16 protein-coding genes are annotated in these 19,356 nt (G+C 54.5%); 7 read left to right on the top strand and 9 right to left on the bottom strand.

From position 1 onward, the window contains the following. Positions 1-72: 72 nt before the first annotated feature. Both WJU16_RS18025 and WJU16_RS18020 read right to left on the bottom strand, forming a co-directional pair. Positions 73-1,155, bottom strand: coding sequence for a FecR domain-containing protein (locus WJU16_RS18025; protein WP_341834842.1), 1,083 nt, complete (start codon positions 1,153-1,155; stop codon positions 73-75). A gap of 48 nt (positions 1,156-1,203) precedes the next feature. Beyond that, positions 1,204-1,749 carry a sigma-70 family RNA polymerase sigma factor gene (locus WJU16_RS18020; protein WP_341834841.1) on the bottom strand — a complete coding sequence of 182 codons (546 nt, stop codon included), beginning with the start codon at positions 1,747-1,749 and terminating at the stop codon, positions 1,204-1,206. A gap of 591 nt (positions 1,750-2,340) precedes the next feature. Between WJU16_RS18020 and WJU16_RS18015 the strand changes: the two genes are divergently transcribed. Next, positions 2,341-4,866 carry a phosphocholine-specific phospholipase C gene (locus WJU16_RS18015; protein WP_341834840.1) on the top strand — a complete coding sequence of 842 codons (2,526 nt, stop codon included), beginning with the start codon at positions 2,341-2,343 and terminating at the stop codon, positions 4,864-4,866. 77 nt (positions 4,867-4,943) lie between these two features. Here the strand turns inward: WJU16_RS18015 and WJU16_RS18010 are convergent, their stop codons facing one another. Next, positions 4,944-5,783, bottom strand: coding sequence for an oxidoreductase (locus WJU16_RS18010; protein WP_341834839.1), 840 nt, complete (start codon positions 5,781-5,783; stop codon positions 4,944-4,946). Between the two features lie 253 nt (positions 5,784-6,036). Here WJU16_RS18010 and WJU16_RS18005 point away from each other — a divergent pair, with 253 nt between their 5' ends. Together WJU16_RS18005 and WJU16_RS18000 are read left to right on the top strand one after the other, a co-directional pair. After that, positions 6,037-6,411 (top strand): SWIB/MDM2 domain-containing protein, encoded by a 375-nt coding sequence (locus WJU16_RS18005; protein WP_298717252.1) that lies wholly within the window; start codon positions 6,037-6,039, stop codon positions 6,409-6,411. A 185-nt stretch (positions 6,412-6,596) separates the two neighbouring features. Further along, positions 6,597-8,975, top strand: a complete 2,379-nt coding sequence (locus WJU16_RS18000) for an ABC transporter permease (RefSeq protein WP_341834838.1) — start codon at positions 6,597-6,599, stop codon at positions 8,973-8,975. A gap of 71 nt (positions 8,976-9,046) precedes the next feature. On the opposite strand, the gene WJU16_RS17995 is transcribed toward WJU16_RS18000, so the two are convergent. After that, positions 9,047-11,128, bottom strand: a complete 2,082-nt coding sequence (locus tag WJU16_RS17995) for a thiamine pyrophosphate-dependent enzyme (protein ID WP_341834837.1) — start codon at positions 11,126-11,128, stop codon at positions 9,047-9,049. Positions 11,129-11,206: 78 nt separating this feature from the next. Here WJU16_RS17995 and WJU16_RS17990 point away from each other — a divergent pair, with 78 nt between their 5' ends. Then, positions 11,207-11,641 (top strand): MarR family winged helix-turn-helix transcriptional regulator, encoded by a 435-nt coding sequence (locus WJU16_RS17990; RefSeq protein WP_341834836.1) that lies wholly within the window; start codon positions 11,207-11,209, stop codon positions 11,639-11,641. Positions 11,642-11,730: 89 nt separating this feature from the next. On the opposite strand, the gene WJU16_RS17985 is transcribed toward WJU16_RS17990, so the two are convergent. The 4 genes from WJU16_RS17985 to WJU16_RS17970 all read right to left on the bottom strand — a co-directional run bounded on the left by WJU16_RS17985 (position 11,731) and on the right by WJU16_RS17970 (position 14,792). Beyond that, complete coding sequence (locus WJU16_RS17985) at positions 11,731-12,342, bottom strand: fumarylacetoacetate hydrolase family protein (RefSeq protein ID WP_341834835.1); 612 nt, start codon at positions 12,340-12,342, stop codon at positions 11,731-11,733. Between the two features lie 196 nt (positions 12,343-12,538). Further along, positions 12,539-13,114: an aminoacyl-tRNA hydrolase gene (gene pth / locus WJU16_RS17980; RefSeq protein ID WP_341834834.1), complete on the bottom strand. Its 576-nt coding sequence runs from the start codon at positions 13,112-13,114 to the stop codon at positions 12,539-12,541. Positions 13,115-13,214: 100 nt separating this feature from the next. Next, entirely contained in the window at positions 13,215-13,805 is a 591-nt protein-coding gene (locus WJU16_RS17975; protein ID WP_341834833.1) for a 50S ribosomal protein L25, read from the bottom strand. Positions 13,806-13,841: 36 nt separating this feature from the next. Beyond that, complete coding sequence (locus WJU16_RS17970) at positions 13,842-14,792, bottom strand: ribose-phosphate pyrophosphokinase (protein WP_341834832.1); 951 nt, start codon at positions 14,790-14,792, stop codon at positions 13,842-13,844. A 138-nt stretch (positions 14,793-14,930) separates the two neighbouring features. Here WJU16_RS17970 and radC point away from each other — a divergent pair, with 138 nt between their 5' ends. After that, positions 14,931-15,680, top strand: a complete 750-nt coding sequence (gene radC, locus WJU16_RS17965; protein WP_341834831.1) for a DNA repair protein RadC — start codon at positions 14,931-14,933, stop codon at positions 15,678-15,680. 80 nt (positions 15,681-15,760) lie between these two features. Continuing rightward, the gene (locus WJU16_RS17960; RefSeq protein WP_341834830.1) at positions 15,761-16,069 is read left to right on the top strand and encodes a hypothetical protein; all 309 of its coding nucleotides are present in this window, start codon (positions 15,761-15,763) and stop codon (positions 16,067-16,069) included. A gap of 124 nt (positions 16,070-16,193) precedes the next feature. Here the strand turns inward: WJU16_RS17960 and WJU16_RS17955 are convergent, their stop codons facing one another. Next, a complete protein-coding gene (locus WJU16_RS17955) occupies positions 16,194-18,227 on the bottom strand; it encodes a gliding motility-associated C-terminal domain-containing protein (protein WP_341834829.1) in 2,034 nt (677 codons plus the stop codon). A gap of 88 nt (positions 18,228-18,315) precedes the next feature. Here WJU16_RS17955 and WJU16_RS17950 point away from each other — a divergent pair, with 88 nt between their 5' ends. Further along, positions 18,316-19,287, top strand: a complete 972-nt coding sequence (locus tag WJU16_RS17950; RefSeq protein WP_341834828.1) for a Gfo/Idh/MocA family oxidoreductase — start codon at positions 18,316-18,318, stop codon at positions 19,285-19,287. The last annotated feature ends 69 nt before the right edge of the window (positions 19,288-19,356 follow it).

Genomic DNA, 19,356 nt, shown 5'->3' with positions numbered 1-19,356 from the left:
ACATAACTACACCCGCTTTCGCAAAACGGGTGACAGCAGGCAGATTTTTTTCTCGGGGGAAAGAAGAATGGATCAGTGCAGGCGGATGGTGTGCCCGTTATAGTCGACGTCGCCGCCGGTAGTAGTAGCCAGGTCGTTGAGAAAATCCTGGAGGCGCTCCCGGTCCATGAGGCCCGTTACTTTCACGCCGCTGAATTTCCCGGACGCCGGTTCAAACGCCAGCCCGTAAAAACGCGAAGCTTCTTCCAGCAGGTCGGGAACGGTGGCGTTGTGGTAATAGCGGATGCCGTTCATCCAGCTCAGCACCTCGTCGGCGTCAAACGCGGACGCCTGGAGCCCCGTGCCGGTGCTCTCTCCCTGTTGCCCCGGCGCCAGCGTGAGCTGGCGGCCGTTGTGCGCCTTGAGGAGCACGCTCCCTTCCACCAGCGCGGTTTTGTCGCTGCCGGGTGTGTAGGTATTAATATTGAAGGAAGTACCCAGCACCTGCACGTCGGCCTGCCGCGTATGTACGATAAAAGGCCGTTTGGCTTCCTTCGCCACGCGGAAATACGCCTCGCCTTCTACCGTCACCTCGCGCGCCGCGGCGCCGAAATGGAACGGAAAATGCAGGCGGGAGGAAGCGTTGAGCCTGACTTCCGTACCGTCAGACAATACCAGGCGGTAGGTGCCGCCGGCTGGTACATTGAGCACGGTCACGGAGGTGTCCTGGCTTTCATAATCGAGCGTGCCATTTTCGGAACGCAGGGTCGACCCGCCGAGCGCTACCGTTTGCGCGGCGCTGTCGGGGTGGAAATGGACCGTTTTGCCATTGGCCATGGTGAGGCTCACGCCGGGCATGGGTGCGGTAACGGTTTGTACTATTTCGGGAGATGCGGTGCTGCTGGAACGATAAGCGAACCATGCGCCCGCGCCGAGGAGGATGGCCGCCGCGGCATAAGGGGCCCAGGCGCGGAGGCGGCTTTTGGGTTTGCGGCGCTGCTTCATTTCGTCGAGCCCCGATTCCGGCGCCACGGCCTTCACGTACACCGCCGTGCGTTGCGAACGCGCGTCGGCCGCGAGGGCTTCCCAGGCTTCACGGAACGCCGGATCTTCCTCCAGCTGCCGCGCAATGCCCGCTTCCTCTTCCGGTGTCAGTTCGCCGGAAAGTTTGTGCATGTATAATTGAAATATGTGATCCTGGTATTCCATGATACGGTTAACAAGTTATGGTTTTTTCTGATGAATTACCGACCGCAGGAGCTTCAGTCCCCGCTTGAGGTGCGTTTTGAATGAATTGACGCTGATCCCCATCTCGTCGGCCGCTTCCTGGTAACGCTTGCCCTCCATATATACCATATGAATGGCCATGCGCTTCTGGCCCGTCACCTGCTCCAGCGACGATTGCAGCTGCCGGTAATATTCTCCGCCGCCACTCTCCTGCTCCGGCCGCCAGCTCTCGTCCTGCAGGCTCGAAAACGCCTCCTGGTGGCCGTCGCGTATCTTCTGCCGCTTCAGGTGGTTGAGGCAACGGTTCTTCACGGCCATATGCAAATAACCTTTCACATCCCCGTTGAACTGGAGATATAACTTCTTATCCCATATGTCCATGAAGAAAGTCTGGACCAGATCCTTCGCTTCGTGCTCCTGCTGCAGGAACCAGTAAGCGTTGGCGCAGAGCACCTTGTAATATTTCAGGAACAATGCGTCGAATGCGGAAACGTCACCCTCCTTCAGCCGGTCTATCAAAATTATGTCTGGAGCTTGATCCATAACGTATACTTAACCCCGAATGAATGCTGTCGTCTAATGAAAACCTGGTGGTCGTGGTTGATTCTGATGCCGTAAGTTAAAAAAATTCCCGCGGTAATTCTGCAAGCCTTTTCCGTCCCAACAAATGTAACACGAAAAGATACCCGTTTAAAAACTTTGGGGTGACCGACAGACGTATTGGGGCCACCTTCGAAGAAACCTGGGGTGAGCGGTCATTTCTCCGCTCATCCTTCGCTTATCCTTCGTTTATCCTTCGTTCATCCTTCGTTCAAACACCCTCAAACCCGCACCACGAGCGAACACCTTCGAAGGATGAGCGAAGGATGTCAGTAGGATGTCAGCAGTTGGGCGGTTTCAGGCTTCAATGATCCTTCAATGATCCTTCAGCCATCCTTCAATCAAACACCCTCAAACCTAAGCCAGCATTGGAGACGCTTGGAGGATCATTGAAGGATGTCAGCAGGATGTCAGTAGTCCCGGCGGCCGGTTTTGTTTCATTTACCGGTTTCATTTCCGTTCATATTATTTTAATATACTTAAAAAATGTTTTTTCCTATTTTACCGGCCTACATCTCCTCAAACCACGTCAATATGGACAACAGAAGAGAATTTCTCCGGAAATCAATGCTCCTTTCCGGCGCCGCCGGCCTTTCCTCTTTCATGCCCGCTTCCATCCAGCGCGCCCTGGCCATCGAGCCCGCGCCGGGATCCAGCTGGGCCGATGCCGAACATATCGTGATCCTCATGCAGGAAAACCGCTCGTTCGACCACTGCTTCGGCACGCTGCAAGGCGTCCGCGGATTCAACGATCCCCGCGCCATCTCCCTGCCCGATAAAAAACCCGTCTGGCTCCAGACCGACAAAGAAGGCAAAACCTACTCGCCCTTCCGGCTCGATCTGAAAGACAGCCGCATCACCTGGATGGGCGCGCTGCCGCACGGGCGCCACGACCAGGTAGACGCCAACAATAAAGGGAAATACGATCAGTGGCTGCTCGTCAAGCAATCCGGGAAAGCCGACTGGAAGCGCATGCCCCTCACCCTGGGGTACTTCACCCGCGAAGACATTCCCTTCAACTACGCCCTCGCCGACGCGTTCACCATCTGCGACCAAAATTTCTGTTCCGCCATGACCAGCACCACGCCCAACCGTTCCTTCTTCTGGACCGGTAAAATCACTGTGCCGGAAAACGGGGCCGCCAAAGCGCATATCCGCAACACGGATTACAGCTACGGCAAACTGGGATGGGAAACTTTCCCCGAACTGCTGTCCAAAGCCGGCGTGGATTGGAAATTCTACCAAAACGACCTCTCCTGCGGCGGCGGCTTCCAGGGAGAAGAGCGTTCCTGGCTGGCGAACTTCGGCTGCAACCTGCTCGAATTCTTTAAAGTTTATAACGTACAGTTCTCCGACCGGTATGTAACGAACCTGCAAAAACAAATCGATGAACTGCCAGCCGAAATCCGCGCGCTGACGGAGGCCAGCCCGTCTTCCGACGAAGTGTCGAAGAAAAACCAGGCCGCCATCAAAAAGAAACAGGAAGTGCTCGACAAAGCCACTGCAGACATGGCCAGGTGGGGCAAAGAACGTTACGCGCAACTGTCTGAAAAAGAGAAAGCGCTTTTCCAGCGTGCTTTCGTCATCAATAAAAACGATCCCCACTTCCGCAAACTCTCACAACTGGAATACGACGACAATGGCAAGCAGCGCACCCTTCCCGTGCCCGCCGGCGACCTGTTTTACCAGTTCCGCCACGATGCGGAAAACGGCAAGCTCCCGGCCGTTTCCTGGCTGGCGAGCCCGCAGAATTTCTCCGATCACCCCAGCGCGCCATGGTATGGCGCGTGGTATGTGTCGGAAGTGATGGACATCCTCACGAAGAATCCTGAAGTCTGGAAGAAAACGATTTTCATTGTCACTTACGATGAAAACGACGGGTACTACGATCACGTGCCGCCGTTCTCTATTCCTGACAACAACAAACCTGGCACCGGTAAAGTATCCGCCGGCATCGATACGGAAATCGAGCATGTGCGGCTGGCTAACGAGCTGGCGCAGGGCGTTCCGCAAAAGCATGCCCGCGAAGCCCCGATAGGACTGGGCTACAGGGTTCCGTTGCTTATCGCTTCGCCCTGGAGTCGCGGCGGGAAAGTGTGCTCGCAGGTGTTTGACCACACGTCCACCCTCCAGTTCCTCGAAGCGTTTGTGGAGAAGAAATTCAAAAAGAAAATACGCAGCGGCAATATCAGCGAATGGCGGCGCACCATCTGCGGCGATCTCACGGCCGCTTTCAGCGAAACCGACGCCGTGCCTTCTTCGCGCCTGCCTTTCCTTGAGCAGAAACAATTCATCGAAGCGATCTACAGCGCGCAGTTCAAGGATTTGCCGTCGGGTTTCAGGGAAATCAGCGGCAGTGAACTGGAAAAGATGATCGCGCATCCGGAAACGGCGAACCCGCTCGCACGGCAGGAAACCGGTACGCGGCCTTCCACTTCGCTACCGTATGAATTATATGCCAGCGGTCTTTATGATAACACGAAGAAAGCTTTCGTGATCAACATGGGCGCGGGCAACCAGCTGTTCGGCAAACGTTCCGCCGGATCGCCGTTCACCGTGTATGCACCGGAAAGTTACGGGGGCGAAATTTGCCGCAACTGGCATTTCGCGTCCAAAGCCGGCGACAGGTTTACCTACGAATGGCCGATCGCGGAATTCGACAACGGGAAATATGCCTTGCGCTTGCACGGCCCCAACGGCTTCTTCCGCGAATTCCGCGGAACGCAGCAAGACCATGGCGTACGCGTGGATTGCATCTTCGAAACCACCGGCAAAGCGAAAACGCCGACCGGCAACCTCATCTTGCAATTGCAAAACCGCGGCGCGCAAACCGTGCATCTCAAACTGAAAGATCATGGTTACGGAAAGAGCGACAATGCATTTGCGCTCGCGCCTGGTGCCCGCAAAGAGATCATCGTCACCAAAAGCGAACACAAAGGATGGTACGATTTCAGCGTGCTGGCGGATGGCTTCCCGGGCTGGGAGCAGCGCTTCGCCGGCCGCGCGGAAAGCGGGAAGGAATCCATTACCGACCCGGTAATGGGCAAGGCGATCGCATAAAAATCAATTTGCCATTGAAAATACAACAGCCGGCTCCGTTGGGGGCCGGCTGTTTTTTATCCGCATTGGAGCGTGTGTTAATGATCGAAACCGGTAGCGGTGGCGAGCGGTTTCAGTGCTTCGATTTCCTGCGCGAGGGATGCCAGTTTCTGCTCGGCGAGCTGGTTGGCGTCGGCCCCGAGGAAAAGATGGAGGGGGGCTTTTTTCTCTTCCAGGATGCGGATCATCACTTCCGCCGCCTTCGCGGGGTCGCCGGGCTGGTTGCCGTTATAGTCTTGCTGATGCAGCGCCTGCATGGCGCGGACGTTCGCGTATTCCGGCATTTCGGTGGCCGGCAGGCCGAGGGATCCGCCGAGGAAATCGGTGCGGAAATAGCCGGGCGAAACGATGGTGACGCCGATGCCGAAGGGTTTCACTTCCTGCGCCAGTGCTTCGGAATAGCCGTGCATGGCGAATTTGGTGGCGCAATAAATCCCGAATGCAGGGAAGGCGCCCGTGAAACCACCGATGGATGCGATATTGAAGATATGCCCGCTGCCCTGGCTCCGCAGGAATGGCAGCGCCTGGCGGATCACATTGAGGGAACCGAATACATTGACGTCGAAATTGGAGCGGGCTTCGGCGTCAGTCAGCTCCTCAACGGCGCCGAGGAGGCCATAGCCGGCGTTGTTCACGACCACATCGATTGTGCCGAAATGGCTGATCGTGGCAGTGATTGCCCGTTTCACCGCGGTTTCGTCGAGGATATCCAGGCCGATGGGGAGAAACCGGTCGGAAGTTTCACAGATGGCGGACACGAGATCTTCGCGGCGGCGGGAGGTGGCGGCAACGCGATAGCCTTTGCTGATGAGGGTTTGGGCCAATGAAAGGCCCAGGCCTTTGGAGGCCCCGGTTACAAACCAGACTTGCTTGTTCATTGATTTTCAGTTAAAGGTGATGGTTCTGTTGGAGGAACTGATGCAAAGTTAAGGCGCCTGGGCGGGAGGGGTTTTACGCTTAGGAATCCAAAAATTGCAATTTTCAAACCGCAAAAAGGCCTTCCCGGCAAAAAATTTCGCTTTTCAGGGGGGAATGGCATGATTTTGATGGAAATAGGTGAACCAGGATAGGATTGGACTGTTTATATTAGTGCTATCAAATCCTTTTTAACCACATTAAATATCGCGTATCATGGCAAAATCGGTGAAGCAGCCCGCAAAGAAGGCCGCAACCAGCACAACGGCAAAAGCCGCCGCCCCCAAGAAAGCCGCTGCCAAAGCAGCTGCACCCAAAAAGGCTGCCGCCAAAACTGCCCGCAAACCTAATGCGGCTTTCATGGCCCCGCTGACCCCGAGTGCAGACCTCGCCGCCGTTATCGGCAGCACAGCACTCCCCAGAACTGAAGCCACCAAAAAGATCTGGGAGTACATCAAGAAAAATGATCTGCAGGACTCGAAAAACAAACGCATGATCAATGCCGATGCCAAACTGCAAACCATTTTTGATGGCAAAAAGCAGGTATCCATGTTTGAACTGGCTGGTATCGTGAACAAGCATCTCAAATAATCCTGCTGCAAAGCATTTGGAATAAGGAGGCCCCCGCGCCTCCTTTTTCTTTTCCCCTACCTGTCCGTTTCCGGACATCCGCCTGTGCCATTCCGGACAACCTTCATCCACCAACCAGTTGAAAATCAATATATAAACAAATTGGCCTTTTTTATGTCGTAGCACATCCTCATATTCGTCAACGTATGTGGAAAATCCAGTTAGTTACTGCCTGGCGGCGCCTGAAAAACAACAAGTCCTACGCAATTATCAATATTGCCGGGCTCGGCGCCAGCCTCGCCTGCGCCATCCTGCTATTCCTGTTTATCAACTACCATCTTCGGTTCGATAATTTCCATCCCGGCAGCGATCGCATCTACCGCATCAGCTCCCGCACCACTTACGGCGGGGTCGAGGGCTTCAATACCGGCGTTCCCCAGCCGCTCGGCAAAGCTCTCCGGAACGATTATCCATATTTCGAGAATGTAGCCATGCGCGCCGAAGTCACCGAGCCGCTCGTGACCATCGGCGAAGGCAACGACCGTAAAAAATTCGACGCCCGCTCCGTTTTCACCGAGCCTGCCTATTTTAACATCCTCCATCTCCCGATGGTTTCCGGCACGCCGGCTTCCGCACTGGGCGAGCCTTACGGCGCCATCATCACCGAAGAAACGGCCGCACGCTTCTTTCCCGGACAGCATGCCGTCGGCAAACAATTCACTACGGCCAACGGCGTATATACCGTCAAAGCCATCGCCAAAAACATTCCTAAAAACTCCGATCACCGGTTCGATATTTTCCTCTCCTATTCCACATTCAAAGACTACAATGCGTTCCTGGCCAGCGATAGCATATGGGGCGGCATTTCCAGCAGCATCCAGTGCTTCATTAAGCTCAAGCCCGGCGTCAACGCCCGCCTCCCTGCCAACGCCCTGCCGGAAGTGATCGCCAAAAATAATCCGGAAGACCGCGGCCTTATGTTCTTCATCATGCTTCCCCTCCGCGATCTGCACTTCGATACGCGGTTCAGCGGCACCATCCAGAAGAAATACCTTTGGTCGCTGGGTTGGATGGGAGCATTCCTCGTTTTCACAGCCTGCATCAATTTCATCAACCTTTCCACCGCCCAATCGCTCAGTCGCTCGCGCGAGATCGGTGTGCGCAAAGCGCTGGGGAGCACGCGTTGGCAGATCTTCGGCCAGTTCCTTTCCGAAACCTTTTTGTTGGTGGCAGCTGCGGTAATCACCGCATCCGTCATTGTATCCCTCTCCCTGCCCCAACTCAATAAAACCCTTTTTACAGACATCCCCCTCAACAGCCAAACGATCATCCTGCTGGCTGGCGTGGCTATAATATTGCTGTTGGCCGTTATGCTCCTGGCCGGTTACTATCCCGGCGTGAAACAAGCCCGCCTCAATCCGGTGAAAGGGATGCGCGCGCAAACGAGGCCACAGGGAAACAAAGGCGTTTCCATCCGCAAAACCCTGATCGTGCTGCAGTTTGCCATCATGCAAGTCATGATCGTGGGTGCGCTCGTCATCTCCCGGCAAATGCATTTTTCCATGAACACCGACGGCTACCTGCATAAAAACGGCATCCTGCTGCTCAGGATCCCGGAAAAAAACGCCTCCACTTTGCATACGTTACGCCAACGCATCACGCAGCTGGCCGGTGTGGAAACTGCCAGCTTTTGCCATGCCGCGCCCCTGTCCGCCACCAACATGGCCACTTCCATGCGCATGGACGGCCGTGAAAAAGATGAAGATTTCCAGGTGGCGATCAAGTATGCAGACGATCACTACCTGGAAACTTTCGGCATTCAACTGGTTGCCGGCGCGAACCTGCCCGCATCAGATACGGTAAATGGCATGCTGGTCAATGAAATGCTGGTGAAGAAACTGAATGTCGCTTCGGCGGAGGCCATCATCGGCCAAACGATCCGCGTCAATAACGTCAGGACCGTCGTGCGCGGGGTTTTCAAGGATTTCCATAACCGCAGCTTTCATACCAACCTCCAGCCACTGTCCCTCCATTCCGATATCAGGCGTTTCAGCGAGCTGGCCATTCGTATCAATATGCAGCAATCCGCCGCGCTGATGCCTGCCATTGAAAAAATATGGAGCGAAACATTTCCGGATTACCTCTACAATCACCGCTTCCTCGACCAGGACATTGCCGCGATGTACGAAGCGGAAACGCTGTTGAAGCAACTGGTGGAAATATTCGCGCTCGTGGCCGTGCTGATCGGTTGCCTGGGATTGTATGGGCTGATCAGTTTCATGGCGGAGCAGAAAAAGAAGGAAATCGGTGTCAGGAAAGTACTGGGCGCCAGTGTGCCTTCAGTTATCTGGCTTTTCGGGCGCGAGTTTACGATCATGCTCGTCGCAGGATTCGTACTATCGGCGCCGTTATCCTGGTGGCTGATGAACAGCTGGCTCGAAGGGTTTCAATACCGGATCGGCGTCGGGCCCGGCATTTACGGCATCACGGTTGCGCTGTGCGCCGCCATCACCTTGCTCACCGTGGGTTATTCTTCTATCCGCGCGGCGCTCATGAACCCGGCGGTTAGCCTTAAAACGGAATAATAGTTCAGCGAAGATGTTTGACATGAAAAAGGAGGCTCCCACCTCCTTTTTCTATTTCCCGTAAATGAAAATCAGTAAGCGAGGATGTCGCGGATCTGGGCCGTGACTTTTTCCGCCGTGGGCAGCATTTGTTTTTCCAGGTCCATATTGAGGGGAACCGCCGGCAGGTCGAGTGCGCCGAAAGTGAAAACGGGTGCGTCAAGATAGCGAAAGCATTGCCGGGAGATCCTTGCCGCCAGGGATTCCGCGAAGGAATTGCCGAGCTGCTCTTCCGTCAACACCAGGCATTTGCCCAGCTTTTTCACGGAAGCGAATACCAGCTCTTCATCCAGCGGGAACAACGTGCGCAGGTCGATGATCTCCACTTTCCCGGGAAAGTGGGCTGCAGCGGCTTTTGCCCAATACACGCCCATGCCGTAGGTGATAATCGTCATCCCTTCTTCACTTTCCTGTACGGTGCGGCCTTTGCCGAGCGGCAGGATGTAATCGTCCGAAGGCTCGATGGTCATCGCGTCCTGCGTGCCCGGCACCTTGCACCAGTAGAGCCCTTTGTGTTCCAGCATCACCACCGGGTTGGGGTCCAGGAAGGCGGCTTTCATCAGTCCCTTCAGATCCGCCGCATTCGAGGGATATACGACTTTGATGCCTTTGATGGTGAGCAGTGTGCTTTCCACGCTGCCGGAGTGGTAAGGTCCCCCTCCGCCGTAAGCCCCGATGGGCACGCGGATGAGCGATTGCACGGGGAATTTCCCGCAAGACAAATAACAGCTTTTCGACAGCTCGGTTACCAGCTGGTTGAAACCCGGATATATGTAGTCGGCGAACTGCACTTCCACGATGGGTTTCACGCCGGTGGCGGAAAGCCCGGCCGTGCTGCCGATAATATAAGCTTCCTGGATGGCGGTGTTGTACACGCGCTCGTCACCGAATTTCTCGGCCAGCGTGGCGGCTTCGCGGAAAACCCCTCCCAGCCTGCGCCCCACGTCCTGCCCGAAAAGTATCGCCTCGGGGTAAGCGGCCATGATTTCCTCGATGGCGTGCAGGGCCGCGTCTACCATCACCACTTTACTGCCGCCTGCGGGCTGGCGCTCGCCGGCTTCTTCCGTAACGGGCGTGGGCGCGAATACGTGGTCGCGGACAGTGGTAATATCCGGGTCGGGGCTGGCCACTGCCGCGGCAAAAGCTTCTTCCACCCCGCGTTGCGCGTCCAGTTCGATGTCGGTGGCTTCGATGATGCTGCCGATCTGGCTGCGCAGGCGCGGCAACGGATCGCGTTGCTGATGGCGGGCCAGGTCTTCGGGCGTGCGGTACCATTCCCGGCGGACGCCGGAGGTATGGTGCCCGAGGAGCGGCACGGTGGCATGCACGAGGATGGGCTTGCGCTCGGCGCGAACGAATGCGATGGCAGATTCCATGGCACGGTAGCTGGCTTCGAAATCGGCGCCATCAACCCGGATGCGTTCCAGGCCCTTGAACCCGGCGGCGTATTCGTAGGCGTCCATGGCGCGGGCTTCGGCGGCGCTGACGCTGATGCCCCAGTCGTTGTCCTGCACGAGGAAAATAACGGGCAGCTGTTTGAGCGCGGCGAATTGGAACGCTTCGCTGACTTCGCCTTCGGTGACGCTGCCATCGCCCAGGGAACAGAGGACCACGGGTTTCTCATCATCGGCCAGGAGGCCGGCGTTTTCGAGGTATTGGACGCCCTGGGCCATGCCGGTGGTGGGAATCACCTGCATGCCGGTGGCGCTGCTTTGGTGGGGTATGATGGGTTTATCGGTATCGCGGGAGCTCGGGTGGCAGTAGTAGGAGCGGCCGCCGCTGAAGGGGTCCCCGCCTTTGGCGAGGAGTTGGAGCATGAGGGTGTAGGGAGAAAAACCGAGAGCGAGCATCATGGCGTCGTCGCGGTAATAAGGACTGACGTAATCGCAGGGTTTAAGCTGGAGGCCTGCTGCGATCTGGATGGCTTCGTGGCCGGCGGAGGTGGAATGCACGTATTTGCAGATGGGGCGGTTGGCTTCGTATTGATCTGCCATGCGCCGCGCGGTGCACATAAGGCCATACGCTTTGCGGAGGAGCGCCTGGAAGGCGGGGTCGGTCTCGCGGTGCGTGATGGTGGCTTTCAAAACAGGAACGCTTATGTTATCTTTAACCACGTAAGATTGTTTTGGTGATAATGGCCGGTTATTACAGATAGTTGCCATAGCAACTATTGCTACTGCAAATTAATGATTATGCATGAATCTTTCGTGAGTAATCCGTCTTTTTTTAAGCTGGATGCCACATTAAAAAAAATAAAGAATTACTGGCAGAAGAGTTTCGATGCCCGGGGGTTGGACATTACGGTGGACCAGTGGTTGCTGATTGAGAACCTGTACAAACATAAACGAATCACGCACAATGAGTTAGCGCGACTAACTTCCAAGGATATCACAACGGTTTCGCGGATTATCGAGTTATTGGTGCGGAAAGTGTTGGTGGAGCGCCAGGGGTCGACGGACGACCGGCGGAAGGTATTTTTGCAATTAACGCCCGAGGGGGTGAACAAGTACCGGGAGGTGCGGCCTTTGGTATTGGAGATGCGTGAGATCGGCTGGAAGAATCTCACGGAGGGGGATTTCCAGGAGATGACGCGGATTTTGGATGTGATTTATTCGAACATCCCGTAAAAGAAAAAATTAAAAAGGAAAAAGCCCGTACTCTTTTAACTTTTTAATTTTTACTTTTTTAGTCTGGCGGACCGGTGAACGGGATGCGGTTATTTTACCATGAATTCCAACAGGCTGTCGTTTTCAATAAATGCTTCGAGGGTATCTCCTATTTCGACGGGGCCCACGCCTTCGGGGGTGCCGGTGAAGACGAGGTCGCCGATGTTGAGGGTGAAGAAGCGGGAAATGTAGGCGATCAGTTTGTCGAAAGTGAACAGCAGATCAGCGGTGTTGCCTTGCTGTACGATTTCTTTGTTTTTGTAAAGACAGAAGTTGGTGTCTTTCAGGTCCATGGTTTCCGTAATGGGAATAAACTTGCCGACAACGGCGGAATTATCGAAGGACTTGGCGATTTCCCAGGGGAGGCCTTTGGCTTTTTGCGTTTCCTGCAGGTCGCGCGCGGTGAAGTCGATGCCAACTGAGATCTGGTCATAATATTTATTGGCAAATCTTTCCTGGATGTGTTTCCCGTTTTTAGAAATCCGCAGCACCAGCTCGCACTCATAATGCAGTTTATCCGTGAATTCCGGATAATAGAAGGGATGGTTGTTTTGCAGCAGGGCATTTTTGGGTTTCATGAAAATCACGGGTTCGGAGGGCACTTCGTTCTTCAATTCTTCTGCATGTTTGGCATAGTTTCTTCCAACGCAGATAATTTTCATAATGCGTGTATTTTGTAAGGTTAATAAAGCCTATGGTTTGACCCATAGCCCACAATACATTGCCCACTGTGCGTACTATCATCCGGATGTTGGGAAAAAATATGCCGGTTGATATAACGATCAGTGGTACACGGATCATGACCTATAGCGGTTAAGGTAGGGGCACCTTTCGGCATGAAATATACAATTTACATTTCTATAATGGAAAAGTAAGGTTGTTATAATTGTTCATGGAGCGTTGTAACCCGATTGTGGCAAAACTTTCCACGATTTCAACGCACTTATCGGTTTTCTGCTGAATGCAGGGCTCTTCTTTGGCCGACCATTTACCGAGCACATAATCCACTTGCCTGCCTTTCGGGAAATCGTTGCCGATGCCGAAGCGGAGGCGGGGATATTGGTTGGTGCCGATGCTTTCCTGGATGCTTTTCAGGCCGTTGTGGCCGGCATCGCTGCCACCAGGGCGGAGGCGGATGGCTTCGATGGGCAATGCGAGTTCGTCGACGATCACGAGTACGTTTTCGACAGGGATTTTTTCCTTGTCCATCCAGTACTTCACGGCGCGGCCGCTGAGGTTCATGTAGGTAGTAGGCTTGATGACCACGAAAGTTTTCCCTTTCCAGCGCACTTCCGCCACATCGGCGAGGCGGTCGCTGCGGAAGGCGGTCTGGTGTTTGGCGGCAAAAGCGTCCGCCACATCGAATCCGATGTTGTGCCGGGTGTGATGGTATTCCGGACCGATGTTTCCCAATCCTACGATCAAATATTTCATATTGGCAGGCTTTCAATCATGTCCCGCAAAAACGGGATGCCAAAAATAAAAAGCCCGGCCGATATTCTGCCGGGCTTTTTGATATAAATATTTTGCCAATTTATTTCTTCTTGGCCTCCTTCTCGGCAGCAGCTTCTTCCTGTTTCAGCTGACGGGTCATTACCACGGAAGCAACAGGGATGCGGGGAGAGTTGAGGAGTTCAATACCATCAGCCTTCACGTCTTCTACACGGAGGTTTTCGTTCAGGTTGAGGTTGGTTACGTCCAGTTCCAGGTTTTCGCGAAGGTCTTTCGGAAGCGCTTTCACTTTCAGGGTTTTTAGTTTCACTACCAGTTTACCACCGGCTTTTACGCCTACGGACTGGCCAACAACGCGCAGGGGCAGGGAAGCCACTACTTTTTTGTCTTCCACGAGTTCGAGGAAGTCGATGTGGGTGAGCTCGTCGGTTACGGTGTCGAATTGCAGATCTTTCAGGATCGCGCGGTAGGTTTTACCTTCCAGTTTGATTTCAGCAATCTGGAAATCGGGTGTGTACACCAGGTTTTTAAAGGCAGTAGCCGGAGCGGAAAAAGCAACGATTTCTGCACCCCCATAAATAACGCAAGGCACTTTTTCCTCAGAACGGAGAAGGCGGGTGGCTTTTTTGCCGAATTCGCTTCTGAGTTGTCCTTCGATGGTTATTGTTTTCATTGTTTAAACATTTATGATGTAAAAAAATACACTTGGTTAAGACAGCCGGCGTTGGCTGTGAACGAACAGGCTGGTGATGGATTTGTTTTCGTACATGTTGCGGATAGCAACTGCGAAAAGTTCCGCCACGCTGATCACTTTGATTTTCGCGCTTTCCTGTCTGAGCGGGATGGTATCGCAAACCACCAGTTCTTCCAGGACGGAGTTCTCGATGTTTTCGTACGCTTTGCCGCTGAACACGGGGTGGGTACAAAACGCCCTAACGCTACGGGCCCCTTTCTCTTTCAGGAGGGCGGCCGACTTGGTGAGGGTGCCTGCCGTGTCGCAGATGTCGTCGATCAGGACGATGTCCTTATCGGCTACATCCCCGATCACCACCATGGAAGCGATCTCGTTGGCACGTTTGCGGTGCTTGTCGCAGATCACCATTTCGGCGTTGAAGTAGCTGGCCACTTCGCGCACCCGGGTGGTTGAACCCACGTCAGGGGACGCAAAGGTAAGGTTTTTCAGCTTGAGATTCTCTATATAAGGTATAAAAATCGCGGAGCTGTCGAGGTGATCCACGGGTATATCGAAGAAGCCCTGGATCTGGGGGGCATGCAAATCCATGGTAATCACCCTGTTAGCCCCTGCGGCGGTGAGCAGGTTTGCGATCAGTTTGGAACCGATGGCTACCCGGGGCTTGTCTTTCCGGTCTTGCCGGGCAAACCCGAAATACGGGATAACAGCCGTGATGTACCCGGCTGAGGCGCGCTTGGCGGCATCGATCATGAGCAGGAGCTCCATGAGATTGTCCGACGGGGCGTTGGTGCCCTGTACCAGGAAAACATAATCGCCACGGATGCTTTCCAGGAAAACCGGCTGGAATTCACCGTCACTGAATTTCTGGATATTCACTTTACCCAGACCGTTTCCATATCTGGCGGCGATGCGCTCGGCCAGAGCGGGATTACTGTTACCCGTGAAGATTTTTACCGATGGATTCATGACAAAGAAAAGAGGTTGCAAAACTAAGCTTTAATCGCGGATATGCGGAAAAAAATCCCGGGAATGTGGAGAACTCCTGCTAAAAATATTAGCATTTTATGAAAAAATGGGTAAATTGAAGGATAATCTGTAGTCAACATGGAAGCCATTTTTGTTAACCCGGCTTACCGGGAACCCGCGCCTGTAAGGCATTTGAAGATACTGCGGCGCCGCCGTATGAAAGAGTGGCCTGAAGATGACCGGCCGCGCGAGAAAATGTTGAAAACGGGGCCATCATCGGTGAGTATCGTTGAATTACTGGCCATTATCATTAATGCCGGAACACCGGAGCAATCCGCCCTGGAATTGGCGCGCGAAGTATTCGAAAGCTGCGGCAATGATCTCCGTGAGCTGGGCCGCCTGAATCTTCCGCAGCTGCGCAAATTCAGGGGCATCGGCCTCAAAAAGGCCGCCACCGTGCTGGCTGCGCTGGAGCTTTGCCGCCGCAGGCAATTAAGCCCCCTGCTGGAAAAACCGGAAATCACTTCCATCGGCATGGCCGCGGAATATCTCCGGAATCTGCTATCGGGCCAGGACTGCGAGAGCTTCTATGTTCTTTTTCTGAATCATGCCAACCGGATCGTGTACCAGGCCTGCATCAGTACGGGCGGCATTACCTCCACTACCGTCGATCCCCGGATTGTGTTCGGCATGGCCCTCGAGCACCGGGCTACCCGCCTACTGCTTTGCCACAACCACCCTTCCGGCCTGTTGAAACCCAGCAAAGCCGACATCAGCATTACACAGCAGCTCCAGGCAGGTGGCCGCCTGCTGGAAATTGAGGTGTTGGATCACATCATCGTCACCGATCAGGGCTATTATAGCCTCCGGGAGGATGGCGCACTGTGAAATCAGGGAAAGCTGGAGAAGTGGCAGCTGATGTTACCAGGACGAAGTTTCGACGAATATTCACCGAAACGGAAAATTGCATGGTTCCGGGCATCGGTATGACGACCGGGCCCTGGCAGAAGGGGCGACCAGCGGGGAATGCCGCGCATAGCAGGGAAGGCAGCATCGGATCCAAAGTGGATGCCGGTATGAACGGCCACGGCCTGGCGACAACAGGAAGGAGCAACCAGCGGGGAATGCCGCGCATTGCCGGGAAGGCAGCATCGGATCCAAAGTGGGATGCCGGTATGAACGGCCACGGCCTGGCGACAGCAGGAAGGAGCAGCCAGCGGGGAATGCCGCGCATTGCCGGGAAGGCAGCATCGGATCCAAAGTGGATGCCTGTATGAACGGCCACGGCCTGGCGACAGCAGGAAGGAGCAACCAGCATGTTTTGTGTAAATGGAAGCCTAACAGTGCGAGAAAGCATAATTGGGTCCAATTAGAACGGCCATGCACCCGAAAGCAACCGCGCTATCGCAGCAACGTGCTGACACCTTTGAGGAATACCCGCTGGTTCAATTCGGTATTCGTGTATTCCAGGAGCCAGGCGTAAGTGCCCACAGGCGCAAGCGCTCCGTTAACCCGCCCGTCCCATTTACGCTGCCAGTCACGGGTCTCGAACACCATCTGTCCGTTTCGGGAAAATACCCGGAACAACAGGTCCGCCGTCTTATAACCATTCAGCGGATACAGGAAATCGTTGACCCCATCCCCATTCGGCGTAAAGGCCGTCGGAACCGCAACATAACAACTGGGCACCGTCTTCAGCTGGTGAATCACCGTGTCCTCACATTGCAGGTTGTCGACCACGATCAGCCGGACGTCATACGTTTCCTCCCGCTCCGACATCGGGTAACGGTAAGGATCCGGCGTACGCCGTTGCGATCCGGGACCATGCCCCAGGCTCCAGTGATGCTCCATGATGTTCCCTGTGCTGCGGTTGAAAATCCTCACCAGGTCCAGCGGGCACAACACCCAGGATTCCGGCGTAAACGCCGCCACCAATTCATTGGGCAGATCGATGCGCACGATATGGTCATCCTGGCATTGGCGGTTGGATACCGTCAACTTCACCGGCTTGACGCCGAAATTGCCTTTATAGTAAACCTTGCTGGCCGTTGGCCCGGATTGGGTAGTGCCGTCATCGAACAGCCAGGTCCATTCCGAAACATTATGCGCCCGGTCATGCTCCAGGTATATGGTATCCGATGCGCAATCCAGGCTCGTCCGCCAGGTATAGGCGGCGTTTACGGTATCACTGGTAAGAAACGGGACCGACTGGCCCAAAGGCGTTTGCACATGACACTCACTGACCAGGGTATTGCCATCTGTCCCCTGCACCAGGCTCAGCCGGTAGGAGCCATCGAGCAAAACAGGGCCGTTGAGAATTACTTCGATACTGTCGGTCAATTCATCGTCGCAGAAAACATTGGCGCCCCGGACCGATACCGCCGGGCCGGTACCCACGTTGATAATTCTGAAATCGGAACCGTTGGCCGCCACGGAGTTACAGCGGATGGGATTTTTCATGATCACCATCAGCCTGTCAGGCTTGCAGCCTACCGGCTTAATGGAATCGAAGGGTACGGGTTGCGGTACGCCGATGGTCATGATGATATTTTCTCCGGCGGCGATGGGCACGTCGCAGGGATCGAGGAGCGTGTTCCCGTCAGTACCGTTTTTCATGCGGATGGTATAATTACCCGGACCGAGGGGGCGGTCCAGCGTCAGCACCACGGAATCCATGTCGAAGGCATTTCTGCAATTGACACCCTCCGCACTCAGAATCCTGGCCGGTGTACCGAACAATTCGAAGTCACTGCCATCGGCTGCGAGGGTCTTGCATTGGAATTTCTTCGAGAATTTTAGAACGACCCGGTTGTGATGGCAACGGTAATTGGCGGAAGTGAATTTCCCGGTGTTGGGGTCCGTGATCACGGCGGTGCCGCCGCCGAAAGACAGGGTATAGCCACTTTGCGTATCGGTAAAATGGCTAACGAGCAACAGGTATTCGTGCCCTACCTTCAAATCCGGCATGCTGCTGAAATTAGGGTAATCGTCGCCCGCGCAGTTGATGTGCGTTTGCCCTGCATTGCTGGCGCCGGTGCGGCCAGGGCGTGCGCTCCAGTTCCCGCAAATCTGCAAGGAAGGGTCGGTATAAATATCGTTTACATTCAGGCCGGTTACATCGAAGATATGCCAGTCGTAATCGTCGTCGAGATCGTTGGGCACGATCGTAAACCCGAGCGTTCCGGCCTGGAAGCAGGTGAATTTATAGAAGAATGGGTTCTTGTCTTCATAATCCGTATTGGGGTCCACGGTGCTGCAGAAGTTCAGCCGGAGGGTGCGGCCATCGCAGATGGGAACGGAAGTCTGGGTCAGGTTTCGGGAACCGCAAACGGGAAAAGCGCTCTGAGGCGTCTGTCCCGGCTGCCGACACGACTGTGCCGCCGCCTGAAGTGCGGACGCCAGTGAAAAAGATATGATAAGCAGTAAAAAGCGCATTGGTTGACCGGGGTTCTTACGAATATATATAAAGTAATAACATGTCGTTTTGTTACATTTGCAGGAATTTTCTTAAAAACAATCGCGCATGCTAAAAATTGGCTTGTTTGGAGTAGGGCACCTGGGCAAAATTCACCTCTCCCAGTTATCGACCATGAAAGATGTGGAAGTGACGGGTTATTTCGATCCCAGCGACGCCAATGCGGATAGTATCCGGGGAACTTACAGCATTCCCCGTTACGAGACGGCGGAAGAACTGATCCGCGCCTCCGACGCGATCGACATTGTGGCGCCTACCACCCAGCACTTCCAGTTGTGCGAAACGGCCATCCGAATGGGCAAGCATGTTTTTGTAGAAAAGCCCATGACCAATACCATGGAGGAAGCCCGCCTGCTGGTGAAGCTCGTGGAAGAAGCCAATATCAAATTCCAGGTAGGGCATGTGGAGCGCTTCAATCCCGCATTCCTCGCCCTGAAAGGATACGACCTCAAACCCATGTTCATCGAAGTGCACCGCCTGGCGGAATTCAATCCCCGCGGTACTGACGTGAGCGTGATCCTCGACCTCATGATCCACGATATCGATATCGTGCTGAGCATCGTACAATCCAGCATCAGCAGGATTTCCGCCAGCGGCGTAGCAGTCATGAGCGACACCCCCGATATCGCCAACGTTCGCATCGAGTTCCACAACGGATGCGTCGCCAATCTCACCTCCAGCCGCATCTCCCTCAAAAAAATGAGGAAAATGCGCCTCTTCCAGAAAGACGCATATATCGGTATCGACTTCCTCGACAAGAAAACCGAAATCATCAAACTGAAAACCCCGGCAGACGAAGGCCTCTTCACGCTCGACATTGCTACTAACAATGGAAAAAAAACCATTGCGATCGACAATCCGGAAATCAAACAATCCAACGCCATCCGCATGGAACTGGAACTCTTCCGCGACAGCATCCTGGAAAACAAACCCGTTGCCGTAAACGTGCGCGATGGATTCCAGGCGCTGGAAGCAGCCCATCAGATCCTGCAAAAAATCGGGAAAGGGCAGTCGGAATAAGCTTTCCGGGACTTCATCTTTTCTGCGCGCTGTAACCTTTCTTGTTTTCCCTGCGTTTCAAAAGAAACC

The sequence above is a fragment of the Chitinophaga pollutisoli genome (genome assembly GCF_038396755.1).
In the GTDB taxonomy this organism is placed as follows: domain Bacteria; phylum Bacteroidota; class Bacteroidia; order Chitinophagales; family Chitinophagaceae; genus Chitinophaga; species Chitinophaga pollutisoli.
This window is presented reverse-complemented; position numbering and strand designations above follow the sequence as displayed.

What these genes read in the sequence shown, in the direction of transcription:
- WJU16_RS18020 (WP_341834841.1), bottom strand. Translation starts at nt 1,749, where the DNA reads ATGGATCAAGCTCCAGACATAATTTTGATAGACCGGCTGAAGGAGGGT.
- WJU16_RS17960 (WP_341834830.1), top strand. Translation starts at nt 15,761, where the DNA reads ATGGTTCCGGGCATCGGTATGACGACCGGGCCCTGGCAGAAGGGGCGA.
- WJU16_RS18025 (WP_341834842.1), bottom strand. Translation starts at nt 1,155, where the DNA reads ATGCACAAACTTTCCGGCGAACTGACACCGGAAGAGGAAGCGGGCATT.
- pth (WP_341834834.1), bottom strand. Translation starts at nt 13,114, where the DNA reads ATGAAATATTTGATCGTAGGATTGGGAAACATCGGTCCGGAATACCAT.
- WJU16_RS17970 (WP_341834832.1), bottom strand. Translation starts at nt 14,792, where the DNA reads ATGAATCCATCGGTAAAAATCTTCACGGGTAACAGTAATCCCGCTCTG.
- WJU16_RS17990 (WP_341834836.1), top strand. Translation starts at nt 11,207, where the DNA reads ATGCATGAATCTTTCGTGAGTAATCCGTCTTTTTTTAAGCTGGATGCC.
- WJU16_RS18000 (WP_341834838.1), top strand. Translation starts at nt 6,597, where the DNA reads ATGTGGAAAATCCAGTTAGTTACTGCCTGGCGGCGCCTGAAAAACAAC.
- WJU16_RS18015 (WP_341834840.1), top strand. Translation starts at nt 2,341, where the DNA reads ATGGACAACAGAAGAGAATTTCTCCGGAAATCAATGCTCCTTTCCGGC.
- WJU16_RS17975 (WP_341834833.1), bottom strand. Translation starts at nt 13,805, where the DNA reads ATGAAAACAATAACCATCGAAGGACAACTCAGAAGCGAATTCGGCAAA.
- radC (WP_341834831.1), top strand. Translation starts at nt 14,931, where the DNA reads ATGGAAGCCATTTTTGTTAACCCGGCTTACCGGGAACCCGCGCCTGTA.
- WJU16_RS18005 (WP_298717252.1), top strand. Translation starts at nt 6,037, where the DNA reads ATGGCAAAATCGGTGAAGCAGCCCGCAAAGAAGGCCGCAACCAGCACA.
- WJU16_RS17955 (WP_341834829.1), bottom strand. Translation starts at nt 18,227, where the DNA reads ATGCGCTTTTTACTGCTTATCATATCTTTTTCACTGGCGTCCGCACTT.
- WJU16_RS18010 (WP_341834839.1), bottom strand. Translation starts at nt 5,783, where the DNA reads ATGAACAAGCAAGTCTGGTTTGTAACCGGGGCCTCCAAAGGCCTGGGC.
- WJU16_RS17950 (WP_341834828.1), top strand. Translation starts at nt 18,316, where the DNA reads ATGCTAAAAATTGGCTTGTTTGGAGTAGGGCACCTGGGCAAAATTCAC.
- WJU16_RS17985 (WP_341834835.1), bottom strand. Translation starts at nt 12,342, where the DNA reads ATGAAAATTATCTGCGTTGGAAGAAACTATGCCAAACATGCAGAAGAA.